We start from the raw sequence: 23,336 nt of genomic DNA on the forward strand, positions 1-23,336 counted from the left end.
ATTCAGGTTGATACTCCTACAAAAATGCCTACTTTTGCAATAAAAGCAATCTAACATGTCAGTAAATAAAGTAATCAAGCGAATTACAACATCTATTATTCGCGATATGAAAAACAGAGGTGAGAAAATCAGTATGCTTACTTCCTATGATTATTCTACCGCAAGGATCTTAGATGATGCCGGTGTAGATATTCTTTTGGTGGGTGATTCTGCTGCCAATGTCTTCGCAGGATTTGAAACAACCCTCCCTATTACCCTTGACAACATGATTTATCATGCTTCAGCAGTTGCTAGAGCCGCAAAACGCTCGATGGTAATTGCTGACCTCCCTTTTGGTGAATACCAAGGTGCCACAGAAGATGCCTACAAAGCTGCTGTACGGATGATGAAAGAATCCGGTGTCCATGCTATTAAATTAGAAGGTGGAACTGAAATTATCGATAATATTAAAAAGATTGTACAATCAGGTATCCCTGTCTGTGGACACTTGGGACTTACCCCCCAATCAATCTATAAATTTGGAGATTTTGGTGTGCGTGCCAAGGAAGATGCTGAAGCAACAAAATTAAAAGAAGATGCCTTGGCATTACAAGAAGCAGGATGTTTCGCAGTGGTTTTGGAAAAAATCCCGGCAGCTTTGGCTGGCGAGGTCTCTAAAATGTTGGATATTCCAACTATTGGTATTGGGGCCGGAAACCTATGTGATGGTCAGGTTTTGGTGGTTAATGATATGTTGGGAATTACACAAGAATTTAAACCTAAATTCTTAAGACAATATTTAAATCTCAATGAGGAAATCAACAAAGCTGTCAAGCAATATGTTGCGGATGTAAAAGCTCAAGAATACCCTAACGAATCTGAACAATACTAAAAATGAATAAATTCCTCCTTATTGCTATCCTTGTTGGTATTTTAATTTATTTCTTGTCACGTAGAGTGATGATGAAAGGAAAATCTACAGCTATTCAAAAAAGCAATAAGCAAGGTTATTTCTTGATTGAAAGTGGTGCTCCAATTATTCAAAAAACCATTAAGAATACTTTATTTAGTGTAGGAATTGGTGTGGTTCTGTTTATTATCACCATCTTATTGGCCATGAAAATAAAAATCATTCTCTTTTTGCTTCCTATCAGTCTTTATTTAATGAGCCAATTGTTTTTATTGAATAATCAACTTAAGTATGCAAAAGACCAAAGAATTTGGTTCAATCCTAACACAAAAGATGTCATGATCGAATGGTTAAGTGGGAATAAAGTTTCTTTTAACTTGCTGAGCGATGTGCAACAGGTGAAAGCCGTTAAATCAGTACAAAAAAACAATCAGATATTATTTGGTTATTATGAACTCCTAGTTCATAATAACCAAGTCTTTGTTCCTTTTATCTTGGAAGACAATCAGCGGAATACAGGCTTTTTCAATACCTTGAAGGAAAACTTCCTAATCAATCCAAAATCTTCCTTATACCCAATCATTTAAACATTCGGAATTTTATATCCGTTATGATATCCAGCAGCCAAAAGTTTATTGGCTTCAGGTTCCTTAAACCTTTGTTTATCTTTTTCCCAGTAGATTTTCTTGCCTGTTCTATAGGCTATATTTCCCATTTGGGAGAATTTCGCAATATGACTCCCTACCTCTAGTGGAGCATTGAGGATATTGCTATTCTTGGTTCGTATAGCTTCCACAAAATTTTGCATATGCAGATCCAAACCATTATCAACCTTTTTCTGATACGGTACTGCTTTCATTCGATCCATTTCTGGGATTACTTCCCAACCATTTCTATCCAAAACTAGGGTTCCATTATTACCAATAAAGGCAATACCGTGTTCCCGGCTATATGGTCCACCGGAAATACTCGTAGCATGTTCCCATTGGATATTAAAATCATCAAATTCATATACAGTGGTCAAGGTATCTGGGGTGTCACCGGCATCATCAGGATAGGCAAACTTACCACCTGCTGCCATTATGGATCTTGGATCCGATACCTTCATCCCCAATAAAGCATAATCTAATAAATGCACTCCCCAATCAGTCATTAGCCCGCCTGCATAATCCCAGTACCATCTAAAATTATAGTGGAAACGGTTTGGATTAAATGGTCGGGTCTTAGCAGGTCCCAACCAGGATTTGTAATCCACTCCTGCCGGAACTGGTCCATCAGGCTCAACCGGAACTCGCTTTTTCCAACCTAAATAGGCCCAAGCCTTTACCAAACGAATTTTCCCTAATTGTCCTGAATGAACAAACTCGATCGCATCCTTAAAATGCTTCTGAGAGCGTTGCCATTGACCAACTTGAACGATACTCTTGTATTTATCCTTGGCCTCCAACATCGTATTACATTCTACGATCGAATTACCAATCGGTTTCTCTATATAAACAGCCTTCCCTGCTTTACAAGCATCAACCAACATTAAACAATGCCAGTGGTCCGGCGTTCCAATAATCACCGCATCAACCTCAGAGTCCTTTAACAGATCTTGATAATCCTTATATACCTTAGGCTTTTGACCTAAATCATTCAACTGTTTCAATCGATCTTGAATCACTGCATCATCTACATCGCAAATCGCAGTACAACTTACATTCGACACTTTTAAGATGGAACTTAAATCAGACCATCCCATACCCTTAATCCCAATAGCACCTACTCTTAATGTAGACTGAGCACTTGAACGCCCATATAATGACGATAAATGTAATGCCGGAAATAATAAAGCTGACTTATAAATAAATTCTCTTCTTGAAATACTCATGCTTTTTAGGTTTCTATAAATGTACGATGTTCATGCAAATTGGCCATAATTTTATAACTATTTATTGAAATTATGTAACAATTATGAACCCAATTGTCCGGAAATTTGTATTAAATAGTAATTAGGAAATATAACGATGAAAAATCACACCTATAAAGTTTCGGGAATGACCTGTAACGGCTGCAGGACAAACGTCGAAAAGAAATTAAATGAAGTTCCCGGTGTCACCGCCAAAGTAAACCTCGAAAAAGCTGAGGCCCAAATACAGACGGATGAACCCATCAATATTCTCAACCTACAAGATAAACTCAATGAATTGGGCGGTCACTACCAAATTCATGATGAAGACCATCATGGGCATACCCATCATCAACATAATCATGAACCAGAACTATCAGAAAGTGGACAATATATCTGCCCCATGTTCTGTGAAGGTAAAGACAAGATATATCATGAACCGGGACGTTGTCCAGTTTGTAATATGCACTTACGACCAATTGAAAAGGTCGATTTCAATGCTCCGTCTCATCAGCATCAAGCACAACCCAAAGTAAATGCCAGCAATGCGGGGAAGTATTATTGTCCAATGATGTGCGAAGGTGACAAAGTTTATGACAAGTTCGGTTCTTGTCCGGTTTGTGGAATGAACCTGGAAAAAATTCCAGATACCACTTTGAAAGTGGAATACTCCTGCCCTATGCATCCAGAAATCGTACAAGACCATCCTGGTGATTGTCCGATCTGTGGAATGGAACTGGTCCCTAATCAAGTAACCGAAGATGATGACCAGCATTATCGTGATCTCTTGAAGAAATTCTGGATTTCAGTAGCCTGTACGGTGCCAGTTTTTATTCTTTCAATGGGCGATATGTTACCTGGTCAACCAATCAGCCAGATTATCCCTTATAAAGTAAATGCTTGGATTCAATTGATATTAACCTTACCAGTCGTATTCTATACTTGTTGGATGTTTTTCCAACGTGCATGGACTTCTTTCAAGACCTGGAATCTAAATATGTTTAGCTTGATTGGCCTGGGAGCTGCAGCAGCATTTGTTTTTAGTATATTGGCGTTCTTCTTTCCGCAAATTTTCCCGGAAGAATTAAAAGGGCATCATGGAGAAGTTCACCTGTACTTTGAATCTGTAGTGGTTATTCTAACCTTGGTTTTACTAGGCCAAGTCATGGAAGCAAAAGCACATTCCAAAACCAATTCGGCGATTAAGGAATTAATCAAATTAAGTCCTGCTGAAGCGATTTTGGTAGAAAATGGACAGGAAAGGAAAATTTCCATCCATGATGTGCAAGTTGGCAACATTTTAAGAGTTCGCGCAGGTGATAAGGTTCCTGTAGATGGTCTAGTGACTGAGGGAAACACCTCCATTGACGAGGCCATGATTACTGGTGAACCCATTCCTGTAGAAAAATCAATAGACGATCAGGTCATTGCTGGTACGATCAATGGTAATCATGAAATCCTGATCAAAGCCGAAAAAATTGGTTCTGAAACTTTATTGGCTCAAATAATTCAATTGGTCAATGATGCTAGCAGAAGCCAACCGCCAATTCAAAAGTTAACGGATAAGGTCTCGAAAATTTTTGTCCCAACAGTAATTGTTATTGCGATTTTGACCTTCATTCTATGGAATGTATCTTCTGTACCTAATAGTACAGCAATGGCATTCTCAAATATGCTTGCGGTTTTAATTGTTGCCTGTCCTTGTGCATTAGGCTTGGCTACGCCAATGTCTGTCATGGTCGGTATTGGAAAAGGTGCTAAAAATGGTATCCTGATCAAAAACTCAGAAGCATTGGAAAAATTGGAAAAAGCAAATGTCTTGGTGGTTGATAAAACCGGTACTATTACGGAAGGAAAACCATCCGTATCAGAAGTAACAACGGAAAACGATAAGTTCTCAGAGAATGATATCCTTCAAATTGCAGCTTCTGTCAATAAAAATAGTACCCATCCATTAGCTCAGGCCATGACCGAAAAAGCTAAAGAAAATGGTTTGCAATTCTTGGATGTTACTCAATTCGAAAACATTTCAGGGAAAGGTGTTAAAGGCCATATTTTCCATATGACAGTTCTATTAGGTACCCCTAAATTAATGACCGAGCAACATATTGACCTATCAGAGGAGCAAAAGAAAAAGATTGAAGAGCTACAGAAAAAGGGAAATTCTGTTTCTGTATTAGCGATTGATGGAAAGCTGGCTGGAATCATAGCGGCCTTCGATGCCTTGAAAAAAAGTAGCATTGAAGTTATTCAGAGATTTATTTCTGAAGGTGTGGAGGTTTATATGTTTACCGGTGATAATCAAAATACAGCTGATATCGTTGCTAAGGAGGCCGGCATCCAACATGCCAAAGGTAGTTTATTACCAGAAGATAAACTGAAAGGAATTAAGGAGCTCCAGCAGCAAGGCAAGAAAGTTATTATGGTGGGGGATGGAATTAATGATGCTCCTGCCTTAACCCAGGCAGATGTGGGTATTGCGATGGGCACCGGAACGGATGTCGCCATTCAAAGTTCAGAAATCACCTTGATTAAAGGTGATTTAGTAGGTGTTCATAAAGCATTTAAACTTAGCAAATCCATGTTGAGGAATATTAAGCAAAACTTACTATTTGCTTTTCTGTATAATGTAATCGGCATTCCCATTGCAGCAGGATTATTATATCCATTTTTTGGAATTCTGATGTCACCAATGATAGCTGCTGCTGCGATGAGTTTAAGCTCCGTTTCGGTAATTGTGAATTCCTTACGTCTAAATGCTGTAAAGTTGGATTAATGCTCCTTTGAGATAGATTTTACCCGTTTCGCCAATAACAGGTGTGACAAAAGCCCTAATAAGGCAAAGGTCACACCTACGGCGCAAACTCCAGCCCAACCCGCAATTCCCCAAGCTTGCGCAGCCAGCCATGACCCAAAAGACCCTCCTATAAAATAGATCACCATATATACGGTATTCAAACGACTGGTTGCTGGGGTTTTTATCGCAAAATAATCCGATTGGTTCATAATATGTGAGGATTGTAAACCCAAATCTATCAGGATAATGCCCACTACCAATCCAAAATAGGTGTTTCCCATAAAGTAGATAAAAAACCAACTCAATAAAATAATTACCAGAGAAATACTAATAATCTTATTTCGGGTCCAGACTTTATTCAATTTCCCCACAAATGCTGCTCCTAATGCCCCTGCTGCCCCGATCAATCCAAAGGTTCCAGCTATGGATGGACCTACCTCAAATGGTGGCTCCTCCAAATGAAAAGCTAAAGTCGTGAAAACAGCACAGAGGGATGCAAAACTTACAGCACCTCGAAATGATGCCAATTGCAAGATGGGTTCCGATTTTGCCAATTTCCAAACGGACTTCATTAACGATGCATAATTGCCATGAAAATTAGGCTTCATCTCTGGCAACATCCTATAGACCAAAACCCAAGAAACCAACATCAATAGAGCTGCCCCATAATATATACTCCGCCAACCCCAAATATCACCTACAATTCCACCGATAAAACGAGATAAAAGGATTCCCATTAATAGACCGGACATGACCATGCCAATATTTTGAGATCGATTCTCCGCATTGGAAAGATCAGCAACCATAGGAACAAATAACTGTGGAACCACAGAGGTGCAACCTATCAGAAAACTCGCCATCGAAAGCATCCAAAGTTCCTTGGAAATGGCCATCCAAATCAAGGCTAAACTAACTAAAATCAAATCGACCAAAATCAACTTCTTTCGGTACAATTTATCGCCTAAAGGAATGATCATTAACAAGCCAAATGCATAACCTAGTTGCGTTAATACAGTAATTTTACTCACCGCAGATTCCGAAACATGAAATTCAACCGCCATTTCCGCAAGTAATGGCTGATTATAATAATTATTAGCAACTACTACACCTGAAACAATGGTCATTAACCAAAGTAAAGATTTTGAAAGCTTAGGATTTCCGCTGATGTTCATTGATTTTATTAATCCTGTAAATCTAAATAATCTGATTTGAAATGCTAAACCATTTATATTTTTATAAGTTCCTACTCCCATTAATTCTTCGACTTGACATGAGAATTGCAGTTTTGGCAGGAAATAAACGTCCGAATTGCTGACAAGTTGGCTATTATTTTAACTTATTTCCAGAAAAGAAATTTCATAATCTCCCTAGATTGTTTGTTAATTGTCATTAAAAATTACCCATTCAATCTTGATAAAATTTTATCCAACTGAATCTCAAACACTTACGATATTATCCATTTTTTTATAATCTATATTCCAAATTGGACAATATACATTGGTATGGATATTGACTATTTGACTAATATGACAATAAAGTCAATAATTAAAATATAAAATCATGAAAAAAATTTTACTTACTTTATCTGCAGTAGCAGTATTAGGATTCGCAGCAAATGCACAAACTGAAAAAGGTAAATTTATGGTTGGTGGTCAAGTAGGATACCACGGTCAAACTACAAAAGATTCAGATGTTAAGTCTAATCAATTCAGTATTATCCCGAATGCAGGTTACTTTGTTGCAGATAATATTGCAGTAGGTACAGGTGTAGGTTATAATTGGGCTGAAAACGAAACAGCAATCGGTACTAAAGTAAATAACTCTTCTTTTGTTCTTGCTCCATTTGGTAGAATGTACAGCCATAACGATGGTCCTGTAAAATTCTTCGGACAATTATCTGTTCCAATGGCATGGGGTACTCAAGAAACTGATAATACCAAAACTTCAACAACTGAAAGCTATGGTGTTGAATTGGCTCCAGGTATCGCATTTTTCCCAACTTCAAATATCGGAATCGAATTGAAAGTAAGAGGTTTGTATTTCAATAATAGTTCTTCAACTGAGGAAGCTACTAATGTAAAAACAACTACTAATAATTACGGATTAAATGCGAATTCATTAGCGCCAACTGTTGGTGTTACATTCCACTTTTAATCGTTAATTACAGATTATAGTGAAAAGGGGTTGTTTCAATAACAACCCCTTTTCATTTTATATGATTTATTGGAGTGCCCTACTCTCCTAACCAGATTGGCAATGCGAATTGTCTTAATAGATTCGCCAATTTTACAGTTTCTACCTCAGATTTCTTTACCCAACGGATTTCTTTGAGTTCTGCATGTGGTTGAATCGCTTTGAACTCCTTCATGAAATCACATTGGAAAACATAACCCCGAACGGTTTTTCCCGTTTCATTAACAGCTTGCGCCTCATGAACCCCGAGTAGTCTACATCCCGATTCCGCAAGTTCCACATCCAACTCTTCTTTTAATTCGCGAATCAAACTGCTGACCGGCTTCTCCTCTCCTTCTATTTTCCCTCCTGGCAATTGGTAATAGCTCGATCCTTCTTTTTGAACCGTTAGTAATTCATCGGATTCATTGATAATTATACCAACAGCAATGGTTATGTAGTTATTTAGCTTCATTTGAATAATTTGAAAATTAATTCACTAATTTCCTAAATAATGGAATGATTTTTAGTATTCTATAGGTAACATACTGATTTAATTCTATTTTTGCATCAAAATAGGTCATAATCCACTAAAAAACACCAAACTAGCGAATGAAACATTATTTTTTCTGGTCCTTACTTTTTGCCTTTTTAATAATTGCGTCTTGTAAGAACTCGTCAAAAACCACTAGCGCCGCAGAGAAAAGAAAGCAAGATTCTATCGAACGTGTCCAAAAAGAAAAAGAAGCTGCCGAAAAAGCGGAAAGAGAAAGACCTAGAACAGCTGCTGATATCAAACTTGACAAAGATTTACAATATGATAAACATTCTTTGGAGGAAACTTATCCCTACAAAGACACTACGCGTCAATTTCAAATTGAGAAAATAAAAGAAAAATTAGCATTTATCGAGAATTTCCAACGTGCTCCGCATCAATATGGGGTACTTCAAAACTATAAGAACCGGAATGGTGAAGCTGCAGTGGTGGAAAATTTTGTTCGGAATGCGTACAAAAGAGTTTCTGATACCTTAGGAACAGAAAAATACCAATCAGCCCCCCTGTATAAAGAAGAAAACAGCAAGAAACCTTCTATTTATGGCCGTGACGGTTCCTTGGTAAGCCTGGAAAGTTCGGATACCGTAAAAATGGTCAAAGTCAATGGAATTTCATTCGAAGGGACTTGGTTTGTACCCAAAAGATATGTTAAATCAATAGGCGATTCTCTAAAAATAACCCATGTAAACATTGTAGATGTTACAAACCAAAACATTATGACCGTGGAAAGAACGGGTGAAAATGAGTGGAAAATACGCAGTATGAACCCTGCTACATCGGGTTTACACAGGCCTCCACACCAAATGGAAACCCCTGTTGGAATCTTTATCGTTCAAGAACAGAAACCTAAGATGTTCTACTATGGGGATGGAACAACAACCATTGAAGGATTTGCGCCATATGCGTCCAGATTCACCAATGGAGGCTATATTCATGGGGTTCCGGTGAACAATCCAAAGGGTAAGATTGTAGAATATTCATGGTCATTGGGTACGACACCAAGGTCACATATGTGTGTCAGAAATGCGTCATCTCATGCCAAATTTGTTTATGATACGTCAAAACCCTTCAAATCTTTGGTGGTCGTAATTGATTAAAACCTGATTTAACACTTTGATTGTCATATTTTTCCTAGCTTTGTATAAAGAGACTAGGAAAATGTGCTTATGAATAAACTATTGCTTATTTCATTATGGGCTATTGCGACCTCCAGCATTTCTGGAGACCTAAACAACACTCAGCAATTAAATGCTCCTCTTGAAATCACTCAGACAAAAGTAGAAATCGTAAAAGATCCAGTTAAAGAATTATATGATGAAATGAAGTTACAAGGGATCATCAAATGGGACGCCTTCGAACAAGCTATGCAAGGTTACAACCATTTGAGCCCTAAAAACAAAAATATCATGACCATCATCGACTTTACGCTGCCTTCTACGGACAAAAGAATGTATGTTTTGGATATGAAAGCTAAAAAACTATTATACCATAACATCGTTTCTCATGGCAGAAATAGTGGTGAAAAATTCGCAACTGCTTTTTCAAATAAACATGGATCCTTCCAAAGTTCCTTGGGATTTTATTATGCTCAAGAAACCTATTTTGGAGGGAATGGATACTCCCTACGTTTAGATGGACTTGAAAAAGGAATCAATGATCAAGCTAGACCAAGAGCAATCGTGGTACATGGTGCTGATTATTGCAGTACGGATATCATTAAATCTACTGGAAGATTAGGACGTAGCTATGGCTGCCCTGCCCTCCCACGTGAATTGACAAAACCTATCATCAATACCTTGAAAGGTGGCACCTTGATGTATATCTATGCCGGAAATAAAGACTATTTGGCAAGTACCAAAGTGGTTAAAAAACATCCTTTAGAATCTCCTTCTACATTAATTGCTACGCAACATGAAGAAGAAACCGGAAAATCTAAAACGGTGTTGAACTAAGGAAAAATATCAGATTTGAATATTGAAACACGGAGCTAACTCCAATGTTTCTAATCAAATCAAAAAAAATAGATTTCTTACCAATTCAAAATGCTCCAGCATTTATGGTAAGAAATCTATTTTTTTATGCGCTTGAAATCTTTATTTTATTTTTAACCCTGAAACCTTCCCTTATTCATCCCTTAAGCTGTTTACTGGATTTGCATTCGCAGCCTTAAAGGAGTGGTAAAACATAGTGAGGAAAAATCTCATAAGGTGATTTAAAAACAGAATTCTTATTTCCTGCTAACCATGTATAAGGTACAATGGAGAAATAATCACTAAAAGTTCCTATTATTCCTGTATCATCCGATATTTCTTTCAGATTATCCTTGCTATCAAAGGCACTTCTTTTTTGAAAGTAGTATCGATATTCAGGGGCTACCAACTCTGTTGAGGCAATATTCTCTTTAATAAAATTTGCAACAGGAATTTGAACCCCGTCAAAAATGTTGGTTCACCTTTTACCTTGGAATATATCTTCTTCAGGACTTGCTCTACCTAATCCCGGATAATCTTCGTATTTAAGTCGCAACTGAGTCGGACCTTGTTCGAATTTTTTCGAAGGAGATGCGGCAAAGATCCGAAGAAGGTCCGAAGGAAGTCCGGTAAAACCCATAATTTTTCCCGAATTATTTGATACTTAATATCGAATAATAGAAGGAGTTCACCTAAAAATATGACTCGGGGGATTTAATAAAAAAAGACCGTGAATTAGATTCACGGTCTTTAAAAAGATATTTTTTTTAGCGCTTAGCTACTGAAATAAGCTCTTACATTTTTACCTTCCATCCAGTTCATAAAGGCACGGTTTACAACCTTATTACCACCTGGTGTAGGGTAGTTACCAGAGAAGTACCAATCCCCTTTATGGTTAGGACATGCTATATGTAAGTTATCCAAGGTTTGAAATACTACTTCCAATTCAGCATTTAAGTTATGAGGCTTCACGATTCTAGAAATCTCTTGAGAGATTTGATCATCTGTGAATGGCTCATAAATAGCTTTTACGTAATTTTCAACTTGATCTTTCGGCATGGTCGTAGAAGCCAAACATTTTTGATAAACCTCATCAATAATGTGTGCCAATCCGTTTTTACGAAGCAGTGAAATTGCAGCTTCAAAGGCAACGAACTCCGACATTCTAGACATGTCAATACCATAACAGTCAGGATAACGAATTTGCGGTGCTGAAGAGACAATTACAATCTTCTTCGGATGAAGACGATCCAGAATGGTTAGAATACTTTGTTTTAAAGTAGTTCCTCTTACAATGGAGTCATCAATTGCAACAATGGTATCCTCATGGTCATTTACGATACCGTAAGTCGTATCATAAACGTGTTGTACCATATCTTGACGGTCAGCATCTTGCGTGATAAAGGTACGAAGCTTAGCATCCTTCACGTTTAATTTCTCAAAACGTGGTTTCAGGTCTAGAACTTCATTTAATTCTTCATCGGAGATTTTGTCCGTACGATTTAACAATACTTCTTTTTGGCAATCTCTAACATGTTGATTGATTCCTTCCATCATACCGTAATACGATACTTCGGCTGTATTTGGAATAAAAGAAAACACGGTATTCTTAATATCGTTATTGATACTTTTTAGAACCTGCGGGATCAACAACTTACCTAAAGATTTACGTTCCTGATAGATATCAGCATCAGAACCTCTGGAGAAATAAATGCGTTCGAAAGAACAAGACATTTGTTCTACAGGTTGTCTGAACATTTCTTCTGAAACCGTACCATCTTTCTTGGCGATCAATGCATGACCAGGTTTGATTTCTTTCACGGCGCCCAATGGAATATTGAATGCAGTTTGGATAACAGGTCTTTCAGAAGCTACGACCAATACTTCATCGTCTTGATAGTAGAATGCCGGACGAATACCAGCCGGGTCGCGCATCACGAATGCATCCCCATGTCCGAAAATACCAGCGATGGTATAACCACCATCCCAAGTTTTTGCAGAACGGGTTAAGATCTTAGCAACATCAATATTCTTAGCAATTTGAGCAGAGATCTCGATGTTTGAATAACCATCTTGTTTAAATTTATCGAACAATTTTTGGTTTTCTTCATCGAGGAAGTGACCAATTTTTTCCAATACCGTAACGGTATCGGCTTGTTCTTTAGGATGCTGACCTAGATCATATAATTGTTGCAATAACTCATCCACGTTGGTCATGTTAAAGTTACCTGCAACTACTAAATTTCTAGACATCCAGTTATTTTGTCTTAGGAAAGGATGACAGCTTTCTATACTATTTTTACCATGGGTGCCGTAGCGCAAATGGCCTAATAGTACTTCGCCTGTAAAGCTAACATTGTCTTTTAGCCATTGAGTATCCTTAGATTCCTCTGGATAAGCTTTGTTAACTGCTGCGAATTTCTTCTGAATATATTCGAAGATTTCGGCTACTGCCGAAGAACCCATAGCTCTATATCTGGAGATATAACGGTTTCCAGGTTTTACATCAAACTTAATTGTTGCAATACCTGCACCATCTTGGCCTCTATTGTGCTGCTTTTCCATAAGCAGGTACAATTTGTTGATGCCGTAGTAGGGCGTACCGTATTTTTCTTGATAATAAGATAGGGGTTTTAGAAGTCGGATAAGTGCAATTCCGCACTCGTGTTTTATAGCGTCACTCATATCTTGAATTGATGGCACAAAGGTACGGAATTTTGAAAAAAAATCAGATACATATCAATGTAAAAAAATCTTTCAGGCTTTCAACTCCAGCATCCTTAGTACGATTTAGCTATCAAGTTTAGTTTCCTGCGATTTACCGCAGAAAACTAAGCTCATCAAACCTTTATGTCCTCAAAAAATATTATGGATTTACCATTTTTGAAGAGGTGATTTCAATAAATTTTTCACGCCTGGAAATAAATTCTGCTTTTTCGATTCTTTGCCATGTCATATAGCTATTGACCATGATACCATCGGAAAGAATGGGTTCGACAGATTTTAGATAAAGAATATCGCCTTCAAAGTCGATTTTCCGTTCCTGAAATTGCCCTTCCCAATTTGGAAAAGAAGATGTTGTAATGGAGTATTGAACAATCGCATTGGTATTGTCAATTTTATAAGACCCTGCAAAGGCAATAAAGCCTTTAACCTGTTCTTGGATTTCATCAGCATTTGCGAGATAACGATCCTGAGAGACGTAACTGTTGCGATCAGCGTTTGAAATTTGTACCGACATAAATCCATCGGCTCCATACATTAACAAACCCTTTGGGGACTGCCCCATCGGGAATTTTGAATCTGCACCTTTAATAGGTACTTCTATATAGGATAGTAGCTGCCACGTGCCTACTAATTCATTTTTCAATGTTGTCATTTAGGGGTTATTGTTTGCCTTTATAACGGCGATTTCTTATTTATAGTTTGTAACATTACTTATATAGATATTTCTATGACAGAAGAAACATCAGTATCTTCGTTAAACAAGTATTGGACCAACATCGGCCAAAAAAAATCAGCTTTGGATAAGACATTGAATATGAATAAGAATTGTTATTGCGGTTCCGAAAAAAGTTATCAGGAATGTTGCGAAATCAGGCATCATGACTTAAAAACTGTTGAAAATGCAGAACAATTGATGCGAGCACGATACTCAGCATTTTGTTTAGGCCTAATTGATTTTCTATATCAGAGTTTCCATCCGAGCAGTCGCAGGTTTCAAAAAAAAACGGAAATAGCACAATGGAGTAAGGAAAATCAATGGGTAGGTTTGGAAGTACTGAAAGCGACAGAAAACACAGTTGAATTCAAGGCGAGATTTATTGCTCCCGATGCTGTAGAGTATGTTCATCATGAAAAATCCCGATTTCAAAAATTACATGGCATCTGGTATTATGTAGATGGTAAAATAATAACCTAATTAATTTATTAAGACTTAAGGTTTTTATTTTATTGAATTTTAGTAAATTAGTATACAACTAAAAAATTAAACTATGGGAAAGTTTGTAATTTCAACTAGGAAGAATGGGGAATTCCAGTTCAACCTAAAAGCTGCCAATGGACAAGTTATCTTAAGCAGTGAAGGGTATACTACCAAGGCTGCATGTGAAAATGGGATCACATCAGTAAAGAAAAATTCGCAGGATATTTCAAAATTTGACAAATTAACTGCGAAAAATGGAAAATTCTATTTCAACTTAAAAGCCGGCAATGGCCAAATTATTGGAACAAGCGAAATGTATGAAAGCGAAGCAGGTCGTTCGAATGGTATTAAATCTATTCAGGAAAATGCACCTGATGCGAACACTGATGACACAACTGTATAGATAGATATTATATCAATATTTAAAAGGGGCTGTCTAAAAAGGTCTCTAAAAAAAAATAACCCCGTCATTAAAAAATGGCGGGGTTTTCTGTTTTTTGTCCTTAAGATTTAGTATCTTAAGGTGCACCCAAAAAACAATATGGCAAACATACAATTCAAAGCTCTTCCATCCAATAGTCCGAGTCTATTTCCTGAAAATATTTTTGATCGTATTCCATTGAACCATCCTGTTCGGTTGGTGAATCAGGTTGTTGATCAGTTGGATCTGGATCATATTATCCGACTTTATAAAGGGGGAGGCACTACTAGTTTCCATCCCCGGATGCTCATCAAAGTGTTGTTCTACGCCTATTTAAGCAATATCTATTCTTGCCGAAAGATTGAACGCGCCTTACAAGAGAACATCTATTTCATGTGGCTTTCTGGCAACAGTACCCCTGATTATCGTACGATCAACTATTTCAGGGGGAAGCGTCTTAAGGGGCAAATACAGGAGTTGTTTGCAAGTATCGTCCGGATGTTACATGAAATGGAGTACGTCAGCCTGAAAGTTCAGTATGTTGATGGTACCAAGATCGAATCTGCAGCTGGTCGTTATACGTTTGTATGGAAGAAATCGGTTGAGAAAAACAAGGTAAAGTTAGAAGCGAACATCGCTTCGGTTCTTGCCGATATTGATGCGCAGATTACCCAAGACCAATCTACATTAGGCAATCAAGAAGTTAGCAAGGCTATCGACAGCACGCAGCTGAAGGAAAAGATCAAAGCGATCAATGCAAAGCTCAAAGTGGCCAATAAGTCTACCGATAAGCAGCTTAAGAAACTCGAAGATGACTACTTGCCACGATTGCAGAAATATGAAGAACAGCTGAAAATACTAGGGGATCGCAATAGTTATAGTAAGACCGATACCGATGCTGTGTTTATGCGCATGAAAGAGGATCACATGAAGAACGGTCAACTCAAACCCGCCTACAATACACAGATCAGTACCGAGGAACAGTTCATCACCCATTACAGTATCCATCAGACTACCGCAGACACGACAACCCTACCGGAACATTTGGAAGGCTTTGAGTCCCGTTACGGAAAACAAAGTGAGTCAATCGTCGCAGATGCCGGATATGGCAGTGAGCAGAACTATGAGTTGTTGGAAGGACAGGATATAACCGCTTTTATCAAGTACAATTACTTCCATATGGAGCAGAAGCGAAAGCATAAGCAGGATCCTTTTTCGGTACAGAACCTATATTACAATGATCAGGAGGATTTTTATGTGTGTCCGGCAGGACAGAAACTAAGCTTTGTCGGACAAACAACCAGGGTCAGTACCAACGGATATGCCGCCCAGGTGAGCTGCTATCAAGCTCAGCGATGTGAGGGCTGTCCGATGCGTGATGGGTGTCATAAAGCACAGGGCAATCGTCTGATTGAAGTCAATCACCGCCTTGCTTGGCTCAAGGCTAAAGCTAGAGAAAGACTACTATCGACACAAGGGCTATACCATCGAAGCAAAAGACCCGTGGAAGTCGAAGCGGTATTTGGACAGATGAAAAGCAACAACAAGTTTACCCGCTTTAGTATGAAAGGACTCGAGAAAGTTACTGTGGAGTTCGGATTGATGGCTATTGCCCATAACCTAAGAAAATGGGCAAAAAAGTGGGAAAGCAAAACTTTAATTGGTAAACCTGGTGGCAACAACTCCCTATTTGCGATAAATCAAGCTATCAGCGTGATGAAAAGTACAGAAAATCGACTTGCAGCTTAATATTGTTTAAAATATAATTGAGATCAAGAAAGGTATTAAAACAAAAGAAGGTGCCTTTTTAGACACCTTCTTTTGATTTATTCTAGATTTGGATTACCAAATTACGATACGTTTGTCTTTAGGTAGATAAAGCTTATCCCCTTCTTTGGTATCGAATGCTTTATGGAAAGCATCTAAATTGATGATTGGACCCGTAGCACGATATTGTGCTGGCGAGTGTGGATCGGTTTTCACTTGATTCACTACAAATTCATCGGTTGTTTTTGTACGCCAGATCGTCGCCCAAGAAAGGAAGAAACGTTGATCTTGGGTATAGCCATCGATTAAACCTGGGTTTCCTTTGTCTTTCAAATACATTTGAAGTGCATCAAATGCTACTGAAGATCCACCTAAGTCACCGATATTTTCACCTAAAGTGAAACGACCATTCACAAATACTCCTGGTACAGGCTCGTAGGCTTCAAATTGAGCAACCAATGCATCCGCAGCAGCATTAAATTTCTCTTTATCTTCTTCAGTCCACCAGTTATTTAAATTACCATTTCCATCGTACTGTGAACCTGAGTCGTCAAATCCGTGTGATAATTCGTGACCAATAACAGCACCAATACCACCAAAATTCACTCCTGGATCTGCTTTATAATCGTAGAATGGAGGTTGTAAAATCGCAGCAGGGAATACAATTTCATTAAATAATGGACTGTAATATGCGTTTACTGTTTGAGGAGTCATTCCCCACTCTGATTTATCAACCGGCTTACCTTGTTTAGCTAAGTTTTCTTCAAATGCCCAACGACGAACATTATTTACGTTCTCAACTAATGAAGTTCCTACTTGAAGGCTAGAATAATCTTTCCATTTGTCAGGATAACCAATTTTTACCGTGAATTTAGAAAGTTTCTCCAAAGCCTTCTCTTTGGTTGTTGGCGACATCCAAGCTAAATCCTTGATATGAACATTAAAAGATTTAATTAAGTATTGTACCAACTCCTCACATGCAGCTTTTGCTTCTGCAGGGAAGTTTTCTTTTACATATAATTTACCTAATAATTCACCAGCATTTCCATTTACGAATTCTAAACCTCTTTTGTCAAGCGCACGTTGTTCTTTTTGACCTCTTAGCTTCTTACCGTAGAAATCAAAAGATAACTGGTCAAGATCAGCTGTCAAATAGCCCGTAGCATCATCCATTACATGGAATTTTAAGTATTCCTTAATAACAGGAAGATTCTGTTCATTGACAATCTTATCTAGATTTTGATAATATTTTAATTCGCCGATGATTACGGTATCTGCTTTAAAACCAAGTGTTTGAATGTATTTTGCAACATCCATATTTTTCACCATCGCTTGCAGATCCTTTACCGCAACTGGGTTGTAACGTTTTTGAGCATCACGTTGTTCTTCGACAGTTTTTAGGTTGGAGGCGATCAATTTTTCAAATTCGATTACCTTTGGACCTTTTAGATCACGAGTTTTAGGATCTACTTTACCATAAAGAGCATTGATATATTGATTATAGTTTCCTAAAGTCTCTGTATTCTTTTCATCTTCTTTTTGGTAATAGGTACGACCTAAACCTAATCCACCGCCACCTAAATAAACAGCATTCATATTACTGTTTTTCATGTGGGCATATACGTAAGCACCAAAGAAAGGATTTCCACCGATTGCTCCGTATTTCACAAAATAATCATAAAGACCTTTTAGGTTTTTAACCTGGTCAATATCTTTTAATTGTTGTTGGATTGGGGTAATCCCTAATTTATTACGGGTATCAAAATCTACGTAAGATTTATAAAGATCAGCGATTTTTTGTCCATCAGTTCCTTTTTCAAACTTGGTATTCAAGGATTCTTTTAAGATTTTCAAAGTTGCTTCATCCGTATTTTCTCTTAGTTGATCAAAAGATCCCCAACGAGCTTTATCAGAAGGAATTTCTACTGTTTTCATCCAATTACCATTAACGTAATTGTAGAAATCATCTTGTGGACGAACGGATTTGTCCATGTAGGAAACATTGATTGCTTGGTGTTCCTGTGCAAAAACAGAAACTGAACCGGCAAGCAATGCCGCCATTAATACATATTGTTTCATAATTAACCTATTTTGTTTAAGAACCTAGTATCGTTCTTATGCAAACATAGCGATATTATGAAAAAACTAGAAGTAACTATTTTTATATAATTAATTGTTATATAATTAACATGGAGGATTTGTTAATTTGCGCTCAATGATTATTCAAGTTGAAGGTAAAGAATATTTATTGGTCGTTTCGGCAGAAGATTCCATCAAAATCGAGTCAAATGGGAAGGAAATTCCCTTGATTTTTGCACCTGCTCATCTTTCAGTGCCTGAACTGACCACCTATATCAAACAATTCGCTCGTCAAGAAACGAAGAAAATTCAACTTGACAGTACCTTGGATTTTTTTACCATTCCTTTATTTGGAAAAACTTATGCCGTCCGAACTGTAAAGACCGGGAAATCGAAACCTTATTTAAAAAACGATATTATTTATTACTCCCCTTCTACGTTCAACTTCAGGAGCCAAGAAAAGTTGGAAAGTCAAATTGGCCAGATTATTTTCGAACAAATGATCATGAATCTGATAGGAAAATGGGAGGAATTATTTCAGGTTCTAGTTGATGATATTCATTTTAAAAAGCTATCCCGGAGCCCTTATATCATCAAGGATCATTCACTGACCTATAATAATTCAAATATTCAGTTGGATATTCGGGTGAATGATTATTTATTGGCAAAGGCTTTGATAGAGGTAAAGGGGAAAAACACATTTCCGTCGAATATTTTGGAGAATTACTTTCCGGATATCCGACAGATTGAAAAAATATTATCTTATGGAAGCTAAAGAATATACATTTGAAACCGATATCAATTCAGAGCAATTAGAGACCATTTCTGAGGATCCTTCAGAACTATTGAACTATATCTCGAAGGAAGAATTGGATAAGTTGAGTTGGTTTATTTTTGATGTTTTGGGCGATAAAGATGGTAGCCCAGAAGTTGGGAACATCCAGGTTTCCAATTTCAGGTATCAGCCGGATACCCATGTTGGAAAGTTCAGGATGCAGTTTGACATTGACCGCAAATTTTGTTGTTCGGATATGGGCAGCTGCAGCAATGACTACCTAGATTTTGATTTTAAGTTGGAGGATCAGCGATTTATTGCCAAAGGCAGTTATTTCGATTGGACCTTAAATAATTAATAAAAATGGGGCTGTTTTAAGAACAGCCCCATTTTGTTTACCCAAACACTTCATTTAATTCTTTGGCGAGTCTCAATCCCGCTTTCAGGAGCGCTTGTTCCATTGGATCCTTAAAGCGAAAGATATAATCGTATGATAGTTTATTATCCTTTGCCACATCATCATAGATAACATTGGCCAGTTGATGTGATTCATACAACCAATCTTCGAAGGTTGAATTTGTATATTGTTTATAGAAATATTTCTCATAATCCAATACGCGTGCATATTCCGTATAAGACCATTTCTCATTATCAACCAGGTCAGAATCCCATACTCTGTGAATATTAGATCCACGGCCGAAGAAAGTAACCGCAATTTTGTTTCCTCCAAGGTCTTCAGCCCTACTGACATGCATGGGTTGATGCGCATCACCTAACAAGTGCACCATAAAATAAAAAGCTTGTTTTCTTTGTTCAATAGAAAGGTTTTTATCAGCCACTTCTTTTTTTACTCTTTGGTAGGCTTTATATAAATTTTGTTCTGGAGAGTTTTGCAGTTCCACGAGGAATTGCTCATGGGTCAGGTTTCCAGGTGTATTCAAGAAATGCCAAGTTCCTGTTTTCAAAAGGACAGAATCCGGGGAAGACTTAATAAAATCTGCCCAATTGGACCAGTAGGCAATCTTTTGATGGCCGATTAATTTTTGGATGTTACGTTTCGCTTTTCTGGTTAAATGTTGTTCGGCAATTTCTGAAATTACGCGATGTCCGGTCATTCCCCAAGCAAATACCGAATGAGCTTGTGTGATCAGCATAAAAAATACTAGAATTCTTCCTACTAGTTTCATAGTTCCTATTTATTTAAAAAGTTCAAATCCATATTGAGCATTGGACCAAAAGCTATCCAAAGCGATAATTCTTGGTTTAAAAAATGAAATTAAATCTGGCCAATCCTCCTTTTTGAATACACTCAACCCTCTGATTTCGGTATAGATCCGCGCAGTAGGCTTACCGTAATCATCATAAAAAGAGTCGTCCCAAATCCATTCCTCCTCAAGTTCAGCATGGAGGACCTGTGCATATTCTTTAAATTGTTCAAAAAGTAAAGCTCTGATTCCGGCGTCAGGATTTGCGATTTCAATTCCTATTTGGGCCACTTTATTGGTCGCTTCCATTCTGAAAAAGAGAAAACGGATTCCTGTTTTATAATTCACCCATGTTACTTTCTCCCCATCAGCATTTGGAATCGGCGACATATATTGCCCGAAACTGGTCCAAAAGGACTCCTTGATTTTCTTTGCTTCTTCTCTTGAATACAATTCTTTAATTTTATGCAAAACTAGGAATCTCCTTAAACATTTATGAAGTTTAACCTGTTTTCCTATAAAATAATTACGATGGACAAGAAAAAAACCTTAATAACATTAACTGCTGTCGCATTGGGTTCAGTGATTTACAATTATCTACGACCGATAAAATCCAATGCTGAGGTTATTGAAAACTTTGATTTGAGCCGGTATTTAGGCAAATGGTATGAAATTGCGCGTTTAGATTTCATTTGGGAAAAGGACCTTAAGAATGTGACTGCAGATTACAGTCTAAATGATGATGGTTCCATCTTAGTGAAGAACCAAGGGGTTAATGTGAATACTGGAAAAGCAAAAACCAGTATTGGAAAAGCAAAATATGCAGGGGATGTCAACGAAGGGAAATTAAAGGTTTCCTTTTTTGGACCTTTCTATTCTGGATATAATATTGTTCAGATAGGTGAAGACTATGAGGATGCGTTGGTTTTCGGCGATAATCTGGATTATATGTGGATTTTATCCCGCAATAAAACCATCAGTGCAGAGAAAGAAATTGCTTATCTACGCTATGCCGAGGATTGTGGTTATGATACCTCGAAATTAAAATGGACGATTCAAGAAGGCTAGCTATTAAATACAGGCTGTATTAATGCGTAATTGAGGGTGGGATCTTGTTGAATTGCTTCGGCAATTTCTTGTTGATCCTCCGGAGTGATGATGTTTCCCAATCCGGCATTAAAAAGACGGACCAGGGTTAGGGCTCCATCTTTTTTATGGGGTAGAGTCAGCAAGGAGCTTCCAACATAGAAATTAAGAATGGAAATTGCATATTCTCCAAACAGATCAAAATCGAAAGTCTTCCCTTTTGATTTAACATCTTTGAAGAATTTCTCAAAATCTCCTTCAATCATTTCTATTTGTGACTTTGTAAGCATTCGGCAAAAATAGCATTCCAAAGAGAATAAAAAAAGCAGTCCAACCAGGTTGGACTGCTTTTTCTAATTTTCAATATATTATTTTCTTACACTGACTGCTACTCTTCTATCTGTTACACGATCAGATTCCGGAGCATCAGCAGGGAATTTTGCGAATTGGGATCCATAGCCTTCGGTTGCCATGACACGATTTCCTACCCCTTTTGCTTCAAATGCATTTTTTACTGCGATTGCACGATCATTAGATAATTTTTTATTGATCGCTTCATCCCCTGTTTTATCGGTATAACCGCCTAATTTAATTTTGGCATCCGGAAATGCATTTAGGATTGCTACCAAGTTGTCCACTTGTACCTGACTTTCAGGCAAGATATTAGCAGTCCCCGTGGCAAAGTTTAGGTTGTCAAAATCAAACCAACGATCTTTTAATTCTTCATCCGATAAGCTTTTGTAATCAGAATTCAGGAATTGTACTAGTTGATCCTCAATACCACCTTTATAGGCATTGATCACGGTATCATTAGGTAAAGTTACCATAATACTTTCGCGAACCACTTCAGTTCCAATTGCCGTATCTTGGTTGACGACCGAATCGGTAATCAAGGAATCCACATGGGCATCAGAAACTGGTGCTTCTTCCCTATTACAGCCTTTACCGAAGAAAAACCACAATAATAACAAGATAATTGGGATAAGAATCCACCATAGTCCAGCCCCTTTTTTACGTTCTTCGTCTGCTGGTGGTAAAGCAGCAGGTGGATCATCACGACGTACATTCGAAGTTGGAATAATTGGATCTTCTACTAATACATCTCTTGCGGGATCCACGATAGGATCGACTGGAGCCACATGAGGCTCTTCCGGTACGATGGTTGGTCCTTTTGGTTCTTCACCTAGGATATTCAGAGGTAATCCTGCAGGCAAAGCTTTAAGGAAATTAGCTCTGTTATTGTTAAGATCGGCTTCAATTGAGGTTGTATCCCAACGTTCACCATTACTAGTCAAGGCACCTATTACCGCAGGGATACCTGCCGAAAATAGGCGGATCAGACTATTGGTATTCAATCCGAGAAAGTTAGCCGTATTGGGGATCACTTGATCAAAAGCATTCCCAAAAAGGGAACTCAGCAAAGATCTTGTCGTATCACCATCTTGAGGCACTTCCTGTACAGGTGGAGAGAATCTCAATACATCTGAAAAGTTAAATCCAGAAAAAGTAGACTTTAAAGTTTCAAGTAGATTTCCTAATCCGTGGCCGGATTTGCGTTGAAAACCTAAGAATAAAGAAGGAATTACGGTTTCAATTCCTCTTTTAGCTTGTTCGGGAGAAATATTCTCCTCAGAAGCTAGGGTACTATACGTATGCTCATTAAAATAACTTTGAGCAAGTTGTAATAAATTGTTTTCCATAACCTGAGTTTATAAGTACAATGAAAAAAACAAACTATGTAACATTTTGTTTGCATACCCTTGTTTTTATCAATTAACATTATCTTAATATGAGAACCTTAAT

At 37.7% G+C, this 23,336-nt stretch carries 23 protein-coding genes; 12 read left to right on the top strand and 11 right to left on the bottom strand.

All coding sequences use genetic code 11. From position 1 onward, the window contains the following. Positions 1 to 55 precede the first annotated feature (55 nt). Both panB and ACF3OC_RS13690 read left to right on the top strand, forming a co-directional pair. A complete protein-coding gene (gene panB / locus ACF3OC_RS13685) occupies positions 56 to 871 on the top strand; it encodes a 3-methyl-2-oxobutanoate hydroxymethyltransferase (protein ID WP_392469471.1) in 816 nt (271 codons plus the stop codon). A gap of 2 nt (positions 872 to 873) precedes the next feature. Then, positions 874 to 1,476 carry a hypothetical protein gene (locus ACF3OC_RS13690; protein ID WP_392469472.1) on the top strand — a complete coding sequence of 201 codons (603 nt, stop codon included), beginning with the start codon at positions 874 to 876 and terminating at the stop codon, positions 1,474 to 1,476. On the opposite strand, the gene ACF3OC_RS13695 is transcribed toward ACF3OC_RS13690, so the two are convergent. Beyond that, positions 1,473 to 2,762, bottom strand: coding sequence for a Gfo/Idh/MocA family protein (locus tag ACF3OC_RS13695; RefSeq protein ID WP_392469474.1), 1,290 nt, complete (start codon positions 2,760 to 2,762; stop codon positions 1,473 to 1,475). The genes ACF3OC_RS13690 and ACF3OC_RS13695 overlap by 4 nt on opposite strands. 136 nt (positions 2,763 to 2,898) lie before the next feature. Between ACF3OC_RS13695 and ACF3OC_RS13700 the strand changes: the two genes are divergently transcribed. Further along, complete coding sequence (locus tag ACF3OC_RS13700; protein ID WP_392469476.1) at positions 2,899 to 5,556, top strand: heavy metal translocating P-type ATPase; 2,658 nt, start codon at positions 2,899 to 2,901, stop codon at positions 5,554 to 5,556. Here ACF3OC_RS13700 and ACF3OC_RS13705 read toward each other — a convergent pair. Next, positions 5,553 to 6,749: an MFS transporter gene (locus ACF3OC_RS13705; protein ID WP_392469478.1), complete on the bottom strand. Its 1,197-nt coding sequence runs from the start codon at positions 6,747 to 6,749 to the stop codon at positions 5,553 to 5,555. The genes ACF3OC_RS13700 and ACF3OC_RS13705 overlap by 4 nt on opposite strands. Before the next feature lie 388 nt (positions 6,750 to 7,137). Between ACF3OC_RS13705 and ACF3OC_RS13710 the strand changes: the two genes are divergently transcribed. Continuing rightward, positions 7,138 to 7,731, top strand: a complete 594-nt coding sequence (locus ACF3OC_RS13710) for an outer membrane beta-barrel protein (protein WP_392469480.1) — start codon at positions 7,138 to 7,140, stop codon at positions 7,729 to 7,731. 79 nt (positions 7,732 to 7,810) lie between these two features. On the opposite strand, the gene ACF3OC_RS13715 is transcribed toward ACF3OC_RS13710, so the two are convergent. Then, positions 7,811 to 8,224: an NUDIX domain-containing protein gene (locus tag ACF3OC_RS13715; RefSeq protein WP_392469482.1), complete on the bottom strand. Its 414-nt coding sequence runs from the start codon at positions 8,222 to 8,224 to the stop codon at positions 7,811 to 7,813. Between the two features lie 137 nt (positions 8,225 to 8,361). Here ACF3OC_RS13715 and ACF3OC_RS13720 point away from each other — a divergent pair, with 137 nt between their 5' ends. Next, on the top strand, positions 8,362 to 9,402 hold the full coding sequence (locus tag ACF3OC_RS13720; protein WP_182499515.1) for a L,D-transpeptidase: 1,041 nt from the start codon (positions 8,362 to 8,364) through the stop codon (positions 9,400 to 9,402). A gap of 69 nt (positions 9,403 to 9,471) precedes the next feature. Further along, entirely contained in the window at positions 9,472 to 10,257 is a 786-nt protein-coding gene (locus ACF3OC_RS13725) for a murein L,D-transpeptidase catalytic domain family protein (RefSeq protein ID WP_229678345.1), read from the top strand. A gap of 496 nt (positions 10,258 to 10,753) precedes the next feature. Here ACF3OC_RS13725 and ACF3OC_RS13730 read toward each other — a convergent pair whose 3' ends face one another. The 3 genes from ACF3OC_RS13730 to ACF3OC_RS13740 form a co-directional block, all read right to left on the bottom strand. After that, on the bottom strand, positions 10,754 to 10,915 hold the full coding sequence (locus ACF3OC_RS13730; RefSeq protein ID WP_179221415.1) for a hypothetical protein: 162 nt from the start codon (positions 10,913 to 10,915) through the stop codon (positions 10,754 to 10,756). Between the two features lie 134 nt (positions 10,916 to 11,049). Continuing rightward, the gene (locus ACF3OC_RS13735; protein WP_392469484.1) at positions 11,050 to 12,960 is read right to left on the bottom strand and encodes an amidophosphoribosyltransferase; all 1,911 of its coding nucleotides are present in this window, start codon (positions 12,958 to 12,960) and stop codon (positions 11,050 to 11,052) included. A 181-nt stretch (positions 12,961 to 13,141) separates the two neighbouring features. Further along, positions 13,142 to 13,654, bottom strand: a complete 513-nt coding sequence (locus ACF3OC_RS13740; RefSeq protein WP_094255976.1) for a lipocalin-like domain-containing protein — start codon at positions 13,652 to 13,654, stop codon at positions 13,142 to 13,144. 75 nt (positions 13,655 to 13,729) lie between these two features. Between ACF3OC_RS13740 and ACF3OC_RS13745 the strand changes: the two genes are divergently transcribed. The 3 genes from ACF3OC_RS13745 (at position 13,730) to ACF3OC_RS13755 (ending at position 16,370) form a co-directional block, all read left to right on the top strand. Next, positions 13,730 to 14,197 carry a YchJ family protein gene (locus ACF3OC_RS13745; RefSeq protein WP_392469486.1) on the top strand — a complete coding sequence of 156 codons (468 nt, stop codon included), beginning with the start codon at positions 13,730 to 13,732 and terminating at the stop codon, positions 14,195 to 14,197. Between the two features lie 73 nt (positions 14,198 to 14,270). Continuing rightward, positions 14,271 to 14,603, top strand: coding sequence for a YegP family protein (locus ACF3OC_RS13750; RefSeq protein WP_094255977.1), 333 nt, complete (start codon positions 14,271 to 14,273; stop codon positions 14,601 to 14,603). Positions 14,604 to 14,741: 138 nt separating this feature from the next. After that, complete coding sequence (locus ACF3OC_RS13755; protein WP_277712172.1) at positions 14,742 to 16,370, top strand: IS1182 family transposase; 1,629 nt, start codon at positions 14,742 to 14,744, stop codon at positions 16,368 to 16,370. A 93-nt stretch (positions 16,371 to 16,463) separates the two neighbouring features. On the opposite strand, the gene ACF3OC_RS13760 is transcribed toward ACF3OC_RS13755, so the two are convergent. Beyond that, positions 16,464 to 18,467, bottom strand: a complete 2,004-nt coding sequence (locus ACF3OC_RS13760) for a M13 family metallopeptidase (protein WP_392469488.1) — start codon at positions 18,465 to 18,467, stop codon at positions 16,464 to 16,466. Positions 18,468 to 18,603: 136 nt separating this feature from the next. Here ACF3OC_RS13760 and ACF3OC_RS13765 point away from each other — a divergent pair, with 136 nt between their 5' ends. Continuing rightward, positions 18,604 to 19,242 (top strand): hypothetical protein, encoded by a 639-nt coding sequence (locus ACF3OC_RS13765; RefSeq protein WP_392469489.1) that lies wholly within the window; start codon positions 18,604 to 18,606, stop codon positions 19,240 to 19,242. Beyond that, on the top strand, positions 19,232 to 19,600 hold the full coding sequence (locus ACF3OC_RS13770) for a hypothetical protein (RefSeq protein WP_277711396.1): 369 nt from the start codon (positions 19,232 to 19,234) through the stop codon (positions 19,598 to 19,600). The genes ACF3OC_RS13765 and ACF3OC_RS13770 overlap by 11 nt, the downstream gene beginning before the upstream one ends. A gap of 37 nt (positions 19,601 to 19,637) precedes the next feature. On the opposite strand, the gene ACF3OC_RS13775 is transcribed toward ACF3OC_RS13770, so the two are convergent. Together ACF3OC_RS13775 and ACF3OC_RS13780 are read right to left on the bottom strand one after the other, a co-directional pair. Then, a complete protein-coding gene (locus ACF3OC_RS13775) occupies positions 19,638 to 20,429 on the bottom strand; it encodes a S1/P1 nuclease (RefSeq protein WP_094279997.1) in 792 nt (263 codons plus the stop codon). Positions 20,430 to 20,438: 9 nt separating this feature from the next. Further along, complete coding sequence (locus ACF3OC_RS13780) at positions 20,439 to 20,900, bottom strand: DUF4268 domain-containing protein (RefSeq protein WP_094279996.1); 462 nt, start codon at positions 20,898 to 20,900, stop codon at positions 20,439 to 20,441. A gap of 78 nt (positions 20,901 to 20,978) precedes the next feature. Between ACF3OC_RS13780 and ACF3OC_RS13785 the strand changes: the two genes are divergently transcribed. Beyond that, positions 20,979 to 21,515, top strand: coding sequence for a lipocalin family protein (locus ACF3OC_RS13785; protein WP_094256269.1), 537 nt, complete (start codon positions 20,979 to 20,981; stop codon positions 21,513 to 21,515). On the opposite strand, the gene ACF3OC_RS13790 is transcribed toward ACF3OC_RS13785, so the two are convergent. After that, the gene (locus tag ACF3OC_RS13790; protein ID WP_392469491.1) at positions 21,512 to 21,823 is read right to left on the bottom strand and encodes a hypothetical protein; all 312 of its coding nucleotides are present in this window, start codon (positions 21,821 to 21,823) and stop codon (positions 21,512 to 21,514) included. The genes ACF3OC_RS13785 and ACF3OC_RS13790 overlap by 4 nt on opposite strands. A 78-nt stretch (positions 21,824 to 21,901) precedes the next feature. Then, positions 21,902 to 23,233, bottom strand: a complete 1,332-nt coding sequence (locus ACF3OC_RS13795) for an OmpA family protein (RefSeq protein ID WP_392469493.1) — start codon at positions 23,231 to 23,233, stop codon at positions 21,902 to 21,904. Positions 23,234 to 23,336: the final 103 nt, after the last annotated feature.

Origin of the sequence: Sphingobacterium cellulitidis (genome assembly GCF_043187465.1) — a bacterium.
Lineage (GTDB): Bacteria > Bacteroidota > Bacteroidia > Sphingobacteriales > Sphingobacteriaceae > Sphingobacterium > Sphingobacterium cellulitidis.

Bases quoted from the DNA above. Each gene is read 5' to 3' on its own strand.
- panB (WP_392469471.1), top strand. From the start codon at position 56: ATGTCAGTAAATAAAGTAATCAAGCGAATTACAACATCTATTATTCGC.
- ACF3OC_RS13690 (WP_392469472.1), top strand. From the start codon at position 874: ATGAATAAATTCCTCCTTATTGCTATCCTTGTTGGTATTTTAATTTAT.
- ACF3OC_RS13695 (WP_392469474.1), bottom strand. From the start codon at position 2,762: ATGAGTATTTCAAGAAGAGAATTTATTTATAAGTCAGCTTTATTATTT.
- ACF3OC_RS13700 (WP_392469476.1), top strand. From the start codon at position 2,899: ATGAAAAATCACACCTATAAAGTTTCGGGAATGACCTGTAACGGCTGC.
- ACF3OC_RS13705 (WP_392469478.1), bottom strand. From the start codon at position 6,749: ATGAACATCAGCGGAAATCCTAAGCTTTCAAAATCTTTACTTTGGTTA.
- ACF3OC_RS13710 (WP_392469480.1), top strand. From the start codon at position 7,138: ATGAAAAAAATTTTACTTACTTTATCTGCAGTAGCAGTATTAGGATTC.
- ACF3OC_RS13715 (WP_392469482.1), bottom strand. From the start codon at position 8,224: ATGAAGCTAAATAACTACATAACCATTGCTGTTGGTATAATTATCAAT.
- ACF3OC_RS13720 (WP_182499515.1), top strand. From the start codon at position 8,362: ATGAAACATTATTTTTTCTGGTCCTTACTTTTTGCCTTTTTAATAATT.
- ACF3OC_RS13725 (WP_229678345.1), top strand. From the start codon at position 9,472: ATGAATAAACTATTGCTTATTTCATTATGGGCTATTGCGACCTCCAGC.
- ACF3OC_RS13730 (WP_179221415.1), bottom strand. From the start codon at position 10,915: ATGGGTTTTACCGGACTTCCTTCGGACCTTCTTCGGATCTTTGCCGCA.
- ACF3OC_RS13735 (WP_392469484.1), bottom strand. From the start codon at position 12,960: ATGAGTGACGCTATAAAACACGAGTGCGGAATTGCACTTATCCGACTT.
- ACF3OC_RS13740 (WP_094255976.1), bottom strand. From the start codon at position 13,654: ATGACAACATTGAAAAATGAATTAGTAGGCACGTGGCAGCTACTATCC.
- ACF3OC_RS13745 (WP_392469486.1), top strand. From the start codon at position 13,730: ATGACAGAAGAAACATCAGTATCTTCGTTAAACAAGTATTGGACCAAC.
- ACF3OC_RS13750 (WP_094255977.1), top strand. From the start codon at position 14,271: ATGGGAAAGTTTGTAATTTCAACTAGGAAGAATGGGGAATTCCAGTTC.
- ACF3OC_RS13755 (WP_277712172.1), top strand. From the start codon at position 14,742: ATGGCAAACATACAATTCAAAGCTCTTCCATCCAATAGTCCGAGTCTA.
- ACF3OC_RS13760 (WP_392469488.1), bottom strand. From the start codon at position 18,467: ATGAAACAATATGTATTAATGGCGGCATTGCTTGCCGGTTCAGTTTCT.
- ACF3OC_RS13765 (WP_392469489.1), top strand. From the start codon at position 18,604: ATGATTATTCAAGTTGAAGGTAAAGAATATTTATTGGTCGTTTCGGCA.
- ACF3OC_RS13770 (WP_277711396.1), top strand. From the start codon at position 19,232: ATGGAAGCTAAAGAATATACATTTGAAACCGATATCAATTCAGAGCAA.
- ACF3OC_RS13775 (WP_094279997.1), bottom strand. From the start codon at position 20,429: ATGAAACTAGTAGGAAGAATTCTAGTATTTTTTATGCTGATCACACAA.
- ACF3OC_RS13785 (WP_094256269.1), top strand. From the start codon at position 20,979: ATGGACAAGAAAAAAACCTTAATAACATTAACTGCTGTCGCATTGGGT.
- ACF3OC_RS13790 (WP_392469491.1), bottom strand. From the start codon at position 21,823: ATGCTTACAAAGTCACAAATAGAAATGATTGAAGGAGATTTTGAGAAA.
- ACF3OC_RS13795 (WP_392469493.1), bottom strand. From the start codon at position 23,233: ATGGAAAACAATTTATTACAACTTGCTCAAAGTTATTTTAATGAGCAT.